Source organism: Streptomyces drozdowiczii (assembly GCF_026167665.1).
Lineage (GTDB): Bacteria > Actinomycetota > Actinomycetes > Streptomycetales > Streptomycetaceae > Streptomyces > Streptomyces drozdowiczii_A.
Genome location: NZ_CP098740.1, coordinates 4,926,854 through 4,939,808 on the forward strand (window position 1 = coordinate 4,926,854; position 12,955 = coordinate 4,939,808).

Here is a 12,955-nt window from a genome sequence, read left to right on the forward strand (position 1 = left end):
CTGTTCGGTGCGGTGGCTGACCCCCGGCCCGGGGTGCACTCAAGTGCACTCCGGCCCGGGGGTCCAGGCCGATGCCGACGCGGGGATTCCGCTCCTACGGTCGTGAACATGAACAGCGACGCGAGCAACTCGCCCCGGATCCACGGCGCTCGGCGCCTTCTCGCGGCGGCCACCGTGGTGGTCCTCGCCGCCCTGGGCACCGCACCGGCCACCGCGGCGGCCCGGCCCGGAACCGCCCCCGACGCGGCGGTCGCCGGCCGGCACGAGGCGCGCGGGACCCTCCTCGCGGTCACCCCGGTCGCCCGCCACGACCGGGCCGGGGTGACCGCCTTCCTCGCCGAGGCCGGGATGGGCACGGACACCGTCCGCCACGGCGTCCGCGCCTACCGCCTCACCTACGCGACGATCACCCCGCAGGGCCGCCCCACCACGGCCACCGGCCTCCTCGTGCTGCCCGACGGCGGCGCCCACCGGCTGGACCTCGTCTCCGACACCCACGGCACGATGGCCCACCGCGACTACGCGCCCTCGGTCGGCGAGGACTTCGGCCGCTACGCCCCCTATCTCCACGCCTCCGCCGGGCGCGCGGTCGCCGCCCCGGACTACCTGGGGCTCGGCAAGGGCCCCGGCCGCCACCCGTACATGGACACCGCCTCGGCCGTCAGCGCCTCGCTGGACATGCTCCGCGCCTCGCGCACCGCCGCGCTCCGGCTGGACCGCCCGCTCACTGGCGAGGTGTTCGCGAGCGGCTTCTCGCAGGGCGGCCAGGTCGCGATGGCCCTGGGCAGGGCCCTTCAGCGCGGCGCCGACCGGCACTTCCGGCTGCGCGCGCTGGCGCCGGTCTCCGGCCCGTACGACATCGAGCACGCCGAGACGCCTGCCCTCTTCGACGGCCGGGTCAACGACACCAGCGGCCTCTTCTACATGACGTACTTCCTCACCGCGCAGAACCGGTTGCACCCGCTGTGGAAGGACCCGTCCGAAGCGTTCCGGGAGCCGTACGCCGATGTGGTGGACGGCCTCTTCGACGGCGACCACTACGAGGAGGAGATCATCCCGGCCCTCCCGCGAACCTGAGGGAACTGCTCACCGACGCCTACTACCGCAAGCTCCAGCACCCCACCGGCGCCCTGCTGGCCGCGATCCGCGCCCAGGACACCACCTGCGCCTGGAAGCCCGCCGTCCCGGTGCGGCTCTACACCTCGTCGGGCGACACCGACGTGCCCGTCGCCAACGCCCGCAGCTGCGCGGCCGATCTGGCGCGGCGGGGCGTGAAGGCGCCGGTCGTCGACCAAGGTGACCTGAGCCACAACGAGACGTATCTGACGTCGGGCCCGCAGATCGTGCGCTGGTTCGACCGGCTGGCCGCGCACGGCTGACGTCCGGCTCCGGACACGCCGAAGCCCCGACCGCACAGGGCGGTCGGGGCTTTCGGGTTCACTGGCTCAAGCCGGGCCGGCTCAGTACCAGTTGTGGGCCTGCCAGAAGGACCAGGCGCCACAGGGGCTGCCGTAGCGGGAGTTCATGTAGTCCATGCCCCACTTGATCTGCGTGCCCGCGTTGGTCTTCCAGTCCGAGCCGGCGGACGCCATCTTCGAACCGGGCAGTGCCTGGACCAGGCCGTAGGCGCCGGAGGAGGCGTTCGTCGCGCTCGGGTTCCAGCCGCTCTCGTGGCTGACGATGTTGCTGAAGCACTGGAACTGCGCGTCGTCGCCGATCATCTGCTTCGCCGTGTCCTGGGCGCTCCCGGCGGAGGTCGGTGCAGCGGACGGGGCCGCCATGGCCGGGGAGACACCCAGGCCGATGCCGGTGGCGCCCAGCAGCACGGAGGCGCCTGCGATGGCGGCCTTGCGACGGGTGATGCGGGGCTTGGCGATGAGGTTACGGGCGAACGTCACAGGGAACCTAACGTCGGGGGCGGGGGAGTCGCGGCGCGGTCCGAATCCTGCGTGGACCGGCGCTCGTTGACCGCGATCCCGGTGAGGACCCTGCGGTGCTCGGCGACGAGATCCAGTCTTAGCGAGCCCGTTCGGCCGTGGCAACGACCCCTGTTACGACCCCGCCTCGCACCCGGGGCCGAAGGTCCCGAACCGCCCCAAACCGCTTCATAGCAGGTCGCGTGGGGCGCGGCGGGGGCTGCTCAGCCCCGTGCGCGGCTCCTAAGCCGCTTCGTACAGGACCAAGGTCCTGTGGGTGCCCTCACTCGCCGGGGGCGCCGAATGTGACCTGGGCCTCGAAGGAAGCCCGCCGCGTCGCCCGCCGCAGCGCCTTCAGCAGCGGCGCCCCGACCGTCAGCGTCAGCACGATCGTGAGCACCGCCCGGCCCAGGTCCCAGCCCAGCGAGGTCGTCGCGCAGTACGCAAGGAAGCGGACCAGGTTGTCCCCCAGCGGGTCGCCCGGCCGGAACGAGATGCCCGAGGCGAGGCCCGGCACGATCGTCCACCCGTACAGATTCATGATCGTTCCGTACGCGAACGAGGCGACGGCCCCGTAGGCCGCGAGCATCAGCAGCTCGCCGCGCCCGCGCAGCCGGTCCGGGCCGGGCAGCAGCCCCGCGCCCATCGTGAACCAGCTCATCGACAGCATCTGGAACGGCATCCACGGCCCCACCCCGCCGGTCAGCAGCGCGGACGCGAACATCGTCACGGACCCCAGCACGAAGCCGAAACCCGGCCCGAGCACCCGCCCGCTCAGCACCATCAGGAAGAACATCGGTTCCAGGCCCGCCGTGCCCGCCCCCAGCGGGCGCAGCGCCGCCCCGACCGCCGCCAGCACCCCCAGCATCGCGACCGCCTTCGCGTCGAGCCCGGCGTCCGCGATCATCGCGACCACCACCCCGACGAGCAGCGGCAGCAGCGCGGCGAACAGCCACGGCGCGTCCTGCGCGTGCGCGAGCCCCGAGTCCCGGTCCGCGAGCAGCGGCCACCCGAAGGCGGCGATCCCGATCGCGCTGATCAGCACCAGCGCCACGATCGCCCGGGGGCCCAGCCGGACCGGGCGGCCACGCCTGCGCACCTCGTTCACGCGCCACCCCCCAGGGCCGCGCGCACCTGGGAGACGGTGAGCCATTCCTGCGGGGCGAGGATCTTGGCGGTCTGTGGGGCGAACGCGGGCGAGGACACCACGACCTCGGCGGTCGGTCCGTCCGCGACGACCTCCCCGTCGGCGAGGATCACCACCCGGTGCGCCAGCTCGGCGGCCAGCTCCACGTCATGGGTGGCGAGCACGATGGCGTGCCCCTCGGCGGCCAGCGCGCGCAGCACCCCGACCAGCCGGGCCTTCGCCGCGTAGTCCAGACCCCGGGTCGGCTCGTCCAGGAGCAGCAGGGGTGGCCGGGCGGTCAGCACGAGGGCGAGGGCCAGGGCGAGGCGCTGCCCCTCGGACAGATCGCGGGGGTGCGTCTCATCCTCGACCCCCGGCAGCAGTTCGGAGACGAGCGCCCGGCAGCTGCCCGGCTCCGCCCCGGCGTCCGCGTCCGCCGCCGCGCACTCGGCGGCGACCGTGTCCGCGTACAGCAGATCGCGCGGCTCCTGCGGTACGAGGCCGACGCGGCGCACCATCTCGCGCGGCGCGGTCCGGTGCGGGGGCAGGCCCCCGGTCAGGACGGTGCCGGAGGTGGGCTCGACCATGCCGACGAGGGCACCGAGCAGCGTGGACTTGCCCGCGCCGTTGCGCCCCATCAGGGCCACGGTCTCCCCGGCCCGGACGGTGAGCGAGACCCGGCGCAGCGCCTCGACCCGGCCGCGCCGGACGCCGAGCCGTTCCGCCTGGGCGGCGGGGGCGGCGGTGTCGTCGGCGGCGGGGGCCGCGGCGGGAGCCTCGTCCGGGGCGCGCCGGAACAGCCGGGCGAGGGCGCCCCGGCTCCGGGCGGGGGCGTTCGGCGGGAGGGACGGGCCGGGGGCGTCCGGCGCGGCGGGGAGCGGGCCGTCGGGCCGTTCCGGAGCGGTCCGTGCAGGCGCCGGGCCCGCGCCCGCCGGACCGGAGGTCCCGGCCTCGGGCCGTCCGCCCGGCGCCGCCTCCGCCAGCCGGTCGCGCAGCTCGCCGGCCCGCCGCCGCGCGTCCCGGACCGTCAACGGCAGCGGCTCCCAGCCCGCGAGGCGGCCGAGCGCGACGACCGGGGGGTGCACCGGGGAGACCGCCATCACCTCGGCGGGCGTGCCCATCACCGGGGCGGCGCCCGGCGAGGGGAGCAGGACGACCTGGTCCGCGTACTGCACCACGCGCTCAAGGCGGTGCTCCGCCATCAGGACCGTGGTGCCCAGGTCGTGGACGAGCCGCTGGAGGACCGCGAGGACCTCCTCGGCGGCGGCGGGGTCCAGCGCGGACGTCGGCTCGTCCAGGACCAGGACGCGCGGGTGCGGGGTGAGGACCGAGCCGATCGCGACCCGCTGCTGCTGGCCGCCGGACAGGGTGGCGATCGGGCGGTCGCGCAGCCCGGCCAGGCCCAGCAGGTCGAGGGTCTCCTCGACCCGCCGCCGCATCACGTCCGGGGCCAGGCCCAGCGACTCCATGCCGTAGGCGAGTTCGTCCTCGACCGTGTCCGTGACGAAGTGCGCCAGGGGGTCCTGGCCCACCGTGCCGACCAGGTCCGCCAGCTCGCGCGGCTTGTGCGTCCGGGTGTCGCGCCCGCCCACGGTGACCCGCCCGGTCAGCCGGCCGCCCGTGAAGTGCGGCACCAGACCCGAGACAGCCCCGAGCAGCGTGGACTTGCCGACCCCGGAGGGGCCGACGAGCAGCACCAGCTCACCCTCCGGGATCGTCAGGTCGACCCCCGAGAGCGTGGGGCGCTCGGCCCCTCGTACCGCACCGAAACAGCGTCGAACCGGATCACACCTGCTCCTGGAAGCCTGTGGGGGAGGGCGGGACGGGCGCGACCACCGCCGGAAGCAGCCCCAGCAGCACGGCGGCGGCCGGCCACAGCGGCAGCACGGGAGCGGTCAGCGGTACGACCCCGGGGTGCAGGGCCGCAGGATCGGCGTTCCCGGCCCAGATCATCGCCGCCGCGACCACCGCGCCGGACCCGGCGACCAGCCAGGCCCTTACGCCCCACCGGTCGGGCCGGTAGCGGGTCCGCACCGAACGCGCCCCGCCGAGGCGCAGCCCCGCCATTGCCGCGAGGAGACCGGCGACGAGCAGCGGCATCCCATAGTCGGCGCCCTCGGCGGCGAGCAGCCCGTACGTACCGGCGCAGACGCCGAGCAGCCCGCCGAGCGTGAGGACGTTCGTGGTGTGCCGGACGGCGGCCGGGACGCGGGCGGTACGCCCGTAACCGCGCGCGTCCATGGAGGCGGCCACGGCGACCGACCGTTCGAGGGCGCCCTCCAGGACCGGCAGCCCGATCTGGAGGACGGCCCGCACTCCGCCGGTCGGGCGGCCGCGCAGCCGACGGGCGGTGCGCAGCCGCAGCACGTCGGCGACCATGTTCGGCGCGAAGGTCATCGCCACGACGACGGCGACCCCGGCCTCGTACAGCGCGCCGGGCAGCGACTTCAGCAGCCGGGCCGGGTTGGCCAGGGAGTTCGCCGCGCCGACGCAGATCAGCAGGGCCGCCAGCTTCGCCCCGTCGTACAGCGCGAACACCAGCTGCTCGGCGGTGACCCGGCCGCCGATCCGGACGCCCTTCGCCCAGTCGGGCAGCGGCAGCTCGGGCAGCGTGAACAGGGTGTGCGTGCCGGGGATCGGGGAGCCGAGGAAGACGGAGAACAGCAGCCGGACCGCGATCACGAAGAGCCCGATCCGGATGAACATCCCGTACGAACGGGCCCAGGGCGCGTCCGTGCGGCGCGCGGCCACCACGTAACCGGCGACCCCGACGAGCAGGCCGAGCAGCAGTGGGTTGGTGGTCCGCGACGCGGCGGTGGCCAGGCCCAGCGCCCACAGCCACCACGCCCCGGCCGGCAACGCGTTGGAGCGCGTCGCGGCGGGGGCGCGCCAGGCGGGGAGCCGGTCCGTCGCGGTGTCCGTGCGGCCGGCCGTCGAGCCGGTCATCCGCGGCGGCGGCGGGCCTGCGCGACTGCGGCGATGCCGAGGAGCAGTACGGCGCCGATCCCGACGAGGACGCCGGCGGAGGGGCCGCCGCCGTCGCCGTGGGAGGAGGCCGAGGTGGGCGCCTTGCTGCCGCCGTCCGTGCCGCCGTTCGCAGCGCCGCCGTCCGTGCCGCCGCCGGTCTCGGAGACCTGCTCGCCGCAGCCGGTGGCCGGGTAGCCGGAGATCGCGCAGAGCATCGCGCTCGCGTCGTAGCGCAGCGGCTTGGCGACCGCCGCCAGGGCCTCCGCGCTGCTGGCGTCCTTCGCGACCCGGGCGCAGGCGGTACGCGGCGGGGGCGGGGTCTCCCCGTCCGGCGCGTCGGCCGCGGTGCCCGGGTCGATGACGACCGCGACGCGCTTGCTGCCGTCCTTCGCGGGGGTGTCCGCGCAGACCTTCGCGAAGTCGGGGGCGCGGCGCGGCTTGGAGGCGTCCTGGGAGTCCGCGCTCACCGAGAAACGGAAGCCCTGGACCGAGCCGTCCTCGGGCCGGACGAGCGACGGCCCCTGGGTGGCGTACGACCAGCCGCTCGCGGAGCCCTCCCAGAACGACCAGTAGCGGTAGCCCGCCGCCTGCGCCGCGCCCGCGCCGAGCAGCGCCAGGACGGCGCCGACGACGAGGAGCGCGAGCGCCCGTGCCCCGCGCCTCACAGCTGCTGGTTCTTGCGGCGGCCGCTGATCAGGAAGCCGGCGCCCGCGCCGACCGCGAGGCCGATGCCGACGAACCACCAGACGCCGCCGATGCCGTCGCCGTCGCCGCTGTCCTTCTTCTCCTCGTCCTCCGTGGCCGTCGGCTGCGGCTTCTTCACGGCGGCCGGCTCGGGGCCGGTCGCGTTCAGCCGGGCGACGAGGTCGGCGCCGCCGAAGTCGTGGACATCGGCGCCGGTCGCGTGGGCGGCCAGGATCAGCTGGGCGTAGGCGGCCGGGCCGGCCTGCTTCGCCCAGGCGGCGGAGTTCTTCTTCAGCCAGGCGACCGAGCCGGCCGCCTTGTCCTTGTGCCCGGCGGCGGACAGGGCGACGACCGCGTCGGCGGTGTTGCCGAAGTCGGGCTGCGGCGTGCTGTCCTCCGCGCCGGGCATCGGGGCGGCGTCGAGGTGGCCGCTCTTCGCGAGGGCGGTGGCGAGCCAGGCGGCGCCGTTCTGCGCGGCCTGCTCGGGCTCCAGCGGGGAGCCCTTGTGGCAGGCGGGGTCCTTCACGGCCGCGTTGTCCGAGACGACCAGGCCCTTGCCGAGCGCGCCCAGGACACCGGCGGCGGTGGCGTCACCGTTGGCGGCGAGCTTGCCGGCCTTGTCGGGCTGGTAGGCGAAAGCGCCGCCGTCCTTGCCGCCGCAGGGGATGGAGAACGTGAGCAGGGCGGCGTACGGGGTCTTGCCGCCGTGCGTCGTCACGTCGCCCAGCTTCTCGCCGGCCCGGGCGAGGGTGCCGATCACGATCGACGTGGAGTTCGCGTCGCTGGGGCTGCCGGCGGTGTAGCCCCAGCCGCCGTCCTCGTTCTGGACGGACTTGAGCCAGCTGACCGCGTTCGCGACGGCGTCCTGATGCCCGCCGACCGCGCGCAGCGCCTGGGCGGCGGCGGCCGTCGCGTTGGTGTCGACCATCGTCTTGTCGTTGCAGGGCGCGGAGGCGTCCGGGCGGTACGCGGGGAACGCGCCGCTGTCGCACTGCTGGCCGGTCAGCCAGTCGACGGCCTTCGCGGCCGGGGTCACGCCCGTGGCCTGCTGCGCCAGGAAGGCGAGGGACTGCCGCCACACCCCGTCGTACGTCGGGTCACCGGTGCCGTAGAGCCCGGAGGGCAGCGCGGCCGAGGGGGAGGGCGACGGAGACGGCGCGGCGACGGCGGCCGGGGCGGCGGCCGCGCAGAACGCGGCGGCGGTGACGGCGAGCGCGGCGGCGCTGCGGCGTGCGGTCATGGCGGGTGGTGCCTCTCCTGGGGGCCGGGGCAGGCACACACGGCACCGGGCTCCGGCTCCGTATACCTCGACGGGGCGGGCCGCCGGGGTTCCGGCGGCGTGAGCCGGTCACGACTCGGACAGGGCATTCCGACTTTCGCCTTGCGGCGGTTTACGGCTGCGGGTCAGTGCCGGATTCGCACCGGCTTCCCCCTGAACGGGCATAGTGACGACGCGGCCAGTCTAGCGGGCGGGGTTTGTTCCCCTCCCCGCCCCTTCCCGAAACCGGGGCGCTGCCCCGGACCCCGCGCCTCAATCGCCGGCGGGGCTTGGGTGAGGGGAGCTGCCCCGGGCCCCGCGCTTCAATCGCCGGCGGGGCTTGGTTTCGGGGCTCCGCCCCGGACCCCGCTCCTCAAGCGCCGGAGGGGCTGGGATTCCGCCCCGGAACCCGCTCCTCAAGCGCCGGAGGGGCTGGGATTCCGCCCGGGCCCCGCTCCTTAATCGCGGGAGGGGCTGGGATTCCGCCCGGACCCCGCGCCTCAATCGCCGACGGGGCTGGGATTCCGCCCGGGCTCCGCGCCTCAATCGCCGGCGGGCTGGGTTTCCGCGCCGGGGCCTGGTTCGCTGCCGCGGATTCACGGCGGCGGGGGCAAAATCAAGCCCCTCCGGCGATTGAGGAGCGGGGGTTCGGGGGCGGCGCCCCCGAAAGCGGTGCGGCGGGGCCGCCTAGACTCGGGCCCGTGAGCAGTGACGACGCCGCCCTCGACGCGCTGGCGGTTCTCGGGGACCCCGTACGCCGCGGGCTGTACCGGTACGTGGCCGCCGCCCAGGGCGACGTCACCCGGGACGCCGCAGCCGACGGGGTCGGCGTGACGCGGGCCGTGGCCGCGTTTCATCTGGACAAGCTCGTGGACGCCGGGCTCCTGGAGACCGCCTTCCGCCGGCTCTCCGGCCGTACCGGACCCGGCGCCGGGCGGCCGTCCAAGCTGTACCGGCGGGCGGACGGCGAGCACGCCGTCTCCGTGCCGCCGCGCTCGTACGACACCGTCAGCCGGTTGCTCGCGGAGGTCGTCGAACGCGCCGGGCTCGACGCCGAGTTGCAGGCGGCGGCCCGCGCCGCCGGGCAGGCGGCGGGTGCGGCGGACCCGGTCGCCGCACTGCGGGAGCGCGGTTACGAGCCGTACTGGGACTGCGGGAAACTCCGCCTCAACAACTGCCCGTTCCACGCGCTGGCGGAGCAATTCCCGGCCCTGGTCTGCGGGATGAACCTCGCCGGCATCGAAGGACTGCTCGCCGAGGGCTGGAGCGCCGCCATGGACCCGCTGCCGGAAGGCTGTTGCGTGGCGATCGAAGGGCCCGAAGGGGTCGGCGAAGTCTAAAAACGAATCCGTTGACTTTAGAAGGTTCACCCGGCCATGCTTGGGCCCGTGAACGACTTCCACCTTGCCCAGGTCAACGTCGGGCGCCTCCTCGCCCCGCTCGACAGCCCGCAGATCGCCGACTTCGTCGCACAACTCCCCGAGATCAACGCCCTCGCCGACCGGGCCCCCGGCTTCGTATGGCGGATGGTGGACGAGGAGGGCGCCGACGCCACGAGCCTCCGCCCGGAGAACGGGGACGATCTCTTCCTGATCAACTGCTCCGTCTGGGAGTCCGTCGACGCGCTGAAGGCGTACGTGTACCGCAGCGACCACCTCAGGGTCCTGGCCCGCCGCCGCGAATGGTTCGAGCGCCTGGCCGACCACCACATGGCCCTGTGGTGGGTCCCGGCCGGCCACCGCCCGGACGTCCAGGAGGCGATGGACCGGGTCGCCCTGCTCCGCGCCAAGGGCGACACGCCCGACGCCTTCACCTTCCGCGCCCCGCACCCGCCGCCGGGCAGCTCCGCCTAGAGCATCCGCACATCCGCGTCCGGGAGCTTCGTCCACCAGTGGTGGTAGCGGTTGTAGACCACCCGCTCGCGGGCGCCGAGGAACGCGGCCAACGCCTCGGCCTCCGCGCCCAGTTCGTCCCAGACGGCGGCCGGCAGCGGATGGAACGCCGTGGCCTCCACCCCCTCCGCCGTCGGGCGCCACACGCCCGCGACCCGGCCGTCCACCAGCAGGGTCGGCAGCACGTCACCGTTGCGGCGGATCACCAGCGGGCGGTACTCCGGCGGTATCACCCGGCTCCGGTCCGCGTACGCGAGCAGCGTGGAGTCCCACATCGCCATGAGCCGGGACGGGGCCGGGGTGTCGGCGTCCGGCCGGGAGGCGCCGGGAAGGTCGAACAGCGCCTCCCCGCCCGGCCCTTCCAGCCGCTCCACCTCGTCCGCCAGGACTGTCAGCTCCGCCCGGATCTGCGCCCGCCCCACCATCGAGAACTGCGCCACGTCCGCGACCGACGCCGGGCCGAACCCGGCCAGATAGCGCAGGACCAGCGTGCGCAGTGCCGCCCGGTCCACCTCCCGGCCCCGGGGCGCGGGCCCCTCGCCCGCCGCGACGAACGCGGCACGCGCGCCGAACGACCACGGCGGACCGGTCGGGACGTGATGGAGCGGGGCGTACGTCTTCATGCCCCACCACACCGCGTCCTTCCGCTCCACCCCGAAGCGTTCGGCCAGCCACGCCTGGATCTCCGCCGAGGTGCGCGGCGTACGCGCGAACTCCACGACCTCCGACGCCAGTTCCTCGCCTTCGGCCGGGGTGAGCCCGGACGCGGTGAACCGGGAGCCCAGCCGCGAGGCGTACAGCACCGGCCGCACCGCGGCCCGGAACGCCGGATAGTCGTCGGCGTGCACCGCGTGCAGCGTGATCCGCATGAGCGTCGCCTTGACCACCGACCGGTCCGCGAAGGCCGCGTCGAGGTCCGAGGGGGTCAGGCCCGACAGCCGGTTCCACAGGGCGATGTACGGGGATGCCGGGTTCTGGGCCTGGAGCGCGACCACCCGCCGCACCCCTTCGGAAGCGGTCAGCGGCTCGCGGGCCAGCAGCAGTTGACGGCTGAGGGTGGCCCGGTTGAGGGCGCGCGCGGTGATCGTCACGGTTCTGGATTCTGCCCTCAGGCCCGCCGTGTGTCCCGCGAGGCGCCCGACAACAGGTGCAGCCGCAGTGCCAGTTGCAGTTCCAGCGCCCGGTCCGGCTCGTTCCAGTCGCGCCCCAGGAGCACCTGGATGCGGTCCAGGCGCTGCACCACCGTGTTCACATGGACGTGCAGCTCGTCCTTGGCCCGGATCAGGCTGCCACCCGCGCCGAAGTACGCGCCCAGCGTCCGCACCAGGTGCGTGCCGCGCTGCGCGTCGTACTCCAGCAGCGGCCCCAGGGTCGCCGCCACGAAGCCGTCCACGTCCTGCGCGTTGCCCAGCACCACGCCCAGGAACCCCAGCTCCTCCACGCACGCGCCCTCGCCCGTCCGCCCCAGCACCCGCATCGCCCGCAGACAGCGCGCCGCCTCCGCGTACGCGGCGGCCAGCTCGCCGGGGCCCCGGGCCGGACCGGCGGCCGCCACCGTGACGGGGGCCTGGGCCAGCTGCCCCAGCTGGGCCGCCGCCGCCCGGGCCGCCGCACCCGCGTCCGTACCGGTGTCCTCCGTCAACAGCACGACCGCGCCCGCGTGTTCGGCGCTCACGCCCTGGTGCTCGCCGCCGAACAGGAAGCGCATCGCGGCCGGGGCCAGCCGCTCCCGCGCCCCGGTCTCCGCCACGAGCAGCAGATGCGGGCGGTCCAGGTCGATGCCGAGGCGGCGCCCCCGCTCGGCCAGCCCCGCCGGGTCACGGGCCGGGTCCGACAGCAGGTCCGCGACCAGCTCACCGCGTATCCGGTTCTCCGTCTCGGCCACCGTGCGCCGCAGCAGCAACAGCAGCCCCGTCACCACCGCCGACCGCTCGAACAGCCGCCGGTCCGAGTCGTCCAGCGGGCGGGCCCGGTGCAGGACGAGCCCGGCCAGCAGCTCCTGCCCGGCGAGCACCGCGCACACCACCCGCCCGTCGCGGTGCACGGCCCGCGCCCCCGTACGCGACTCCTCGGCCGCCTCCGCCAGCCAGCCGGCGTCCATGCTGTCGGCGGCGAAGCCCGTACCGTCCGGGCGGACGGCGGCCAGCGGGCGGCCGCCCGGGTCGTGGATGGTCAGCGGCGAGCCGAGCAGCCCGGCAACGGCTGCCGCCACGTCCTTGACGTCCCGGCCGCGCAGCACCAGGTCGGTGAGCCGGTCGTGCGACTCCTCCGCCCGCCGCATGGCCGCCGAGTGCGCCCGCACGGAGGCGTTGGCCTCGGCCAGCTCCGCGTTCGCCTCGGCCAGTTCGGCCAGCGCGGCCGTGGTGTCGGCGAGCGCGCGGGCGGTGTCGATGGCGATCGCCGCGTGCGCCGCCAGCGAGCAGAGCAGGGCCACCTCGTCCGGGCTGAAGACCCGGGGCGAGCGGTCCGCCGCGAACAGGACGCCGATCACCTTCCCCGTACCGCCCCGGCTCGACCCCAGCAGCAGCGGCACGCCCAGGATCGCGACCAGGCCCTCGTCCAGGACCCCGGCGTTGATGTTGCGGGTGTGGCGGAAGCGGTCATCGGTGCGGTAGTCCGGCGTCGCGTACGGGCTCGCCGTCTGCGCCACCAGACCGCCCAGGCCCTCGCCCAGCTCCAGGCGCAGCCGCTGGAAGAGCACCGAGACCGAGCCGTCGGTGACCCGCATATAGGTGTCCCCGGCCTCCTCGTCGGGGAGCGTCAGATACGCGGTGTCCGTGCCCAGCAGCATCCTGGCCCGCCGCACGATCGCCTTCAGCACGTCGTCCAGGTCGCGCGACGCCGCCAGGTCGCCCGCCGTGTCGAACAGCGCGGTCAGCTGGGCCTCGCGGCGCCGGTGCTGGCGCAGCGCGCTCCTGATCCGCAGCGCGGTCGCCGTCGCCCGCTCCACCTCCGCCAGCTCGACGGCGGGCACCCCGTCCGCCCGCGCCTGCGAGGAGACCGCCCCCAGCGCCTCGGCCGGGGCGTCGTCGGCCAGCAGGTCGAACAGGCGCCGGAGGTGGGGCGCGGCGGCGGGGAGCGGTTCAGGCATGGCGTCCGGGGTTCCTCGGGG

Annotated in this window: 9 protein-coding genes, 2 pseudogenes and 1 riboswitch; of the genes and pseudogenes, 3 read left to right on the forward strand and 8 right to left on the reverse strand. The window is 75.3% G+C overall.

Going from position 1 to position 12,955, the window contains the following annotated elements; translation table 11 throughout:
- Positions 1–108: 108 nt before the first annotated feature.
- Positions 109–1,379 (forward strand): annotated as a pseudogene (locus tag NEH16_RS22410) (alpha/beta hydrolase family protein).
- Between the two features lie 81 nt (positions 1,380–1,460).
- Here the strand turns inward: NEH16_RS22410 and NEH16_RS22415 are convergent.
- From NEH16_RS22415 to NEH16_RS22445, 6 genes and pseudogenes are all read right to left on the reverse strand, one after another.
- Positions 1,461–1,898, reverse strand: coding sequence for a transglycosylase SLT domain-containing protein (locus NEH16_RS22415; RefSeq protein ID WP_265544567.1), 438 nt, complete (start codon positions 1,896–1,898; stop codon positions 1,461–1,463).
- Between the two features lie 301 nt (positions 1,899–2,199).
- Positions 2,200–3,069 (reverse strand): ECF transporter S component, encoded by an 870-nt coding sequence (locus NEH16_RS22420; protein ID WP_430523764.1) that lies wholly within the window; start codon positions 3,067–3,069, stop codon positions 2,200–2,202.
- A pseudogene (locus NEH16_RS22425) lies at positions 3,021–4,831 on the reverse strand (ABC transporter ATP-binding protein). Before NEH16_RS22425 ends, NEH16_RS22420 begins: the two are co-directional and overlap by 49 nt.
- Positions 4,828–5,988 carry an energy-coupling factor transporter transmembrane protein EcfT gene (locus NEH16_RS22430; RefSeq protein ID WP_265544571.1) on the reverse strand — a complete coding sequence of 387 codons (1,161 nt, stop codon included), beginning with the start codon at positions 5,986–5,988 and terminating at the stop codon, positions 4,828–4,830. The pseudogene NEH16_RS22425 and the gene NEH16_RS22430 overlap by 4 nt, the downstream one beginning before the upstream one ends.
- A complete protein-coding gene (locus NEH16_RS22440) occupies positions 5,985–6,674 on the reverse strand; it encodes an SCO2322 family protein (protein ID WP_265870496.1) in 690 nt (229 codons plus the stop codon). The genes NEH16_RS22430 and NEH16_RS22440 overlap by 4 nt, the downstream gene beginning before the upstream one ends.
- On the reverse strand, positions 6,671–7,933 hold the full coding sequence (locus tag NEH16_RS22445) for a prenyltransferase/squalene oxidase repeat-containing protein (protein WP_265544572.1): 1,263 nt from the start codon (positions 7,931–7,933) through the stop codon (positions 6,671–6,673). The genes NEH16_RS22440 and NEH16_RS22445 overlap by 4 nt, the downstream gene beginning before the upstream one ends.
- A gap of 122 nt (positions 7,934–8,055) precedes the next feature.
- Positions 8,056–8,125: riboswitch (cobalamin riboswitch) on the reverse strand.
- 527 nt (positions 8,126–8,652) lie between these two features.
- Here NEH16_RS22445 and NEH16_RS22450 point away from each other — a divergent pair.
- Together NEH16_RS22450 and NEH16_RS22455 are read left to right on the forward strand one after the other, a co-directional pair.
- Complete coding sequence (locus NEH16_RS22450) at positions 8,653–9,291, forward strand: helix-turn-helix transcriptional regulator (RefSeq protein ID WP_073965372.1); 639 nt, start codon at positions 8,653–8,655, stop codon at positions 9,289–9,291.
- 48 nt (positions 9,292–9,339) lie between these two features.
- Complete coding sequence (locus tag NEH16_RS22455) at positions 9,340–9,804, forward strand: DUF3291 domain-containing protein (RefSeq protein WP_265544575.1); 465 nt, start codon at positions 9,340–9,342, stop codon at positions 9,802–9,804.
- Here the strand turns inward: NEH16_RS22455 and NEH16_RS22460 are convergent.
- Entirely contained in the window at positions 9,801–10,934 is a 1,134-nt protein-coding gene (locus tag NEH16_RS22460) for a winged helix DNA-binding domain-containing protein (RefSeq protein ID WP_265544576.1), read from the reverse strand. The two genes, NEH16_RS22455 and NEH16_RS22460, sit on opposite strands and share 4 nt — an antisense overlap.
- A gap of 17 nt (positions 10,935–10,951) precedes the next feature.
- Entirely contained in the window at positions 10,952–12,934 is a 1,983-nt protein-coding gene (locus NEH16_RS22465) for a helix-turn-helix domain-containing protein (protein ID WP_265544578.1), read from the reverse strand.
- Positions 12,935–12,955: the final 21 nt, after the last annotated feature.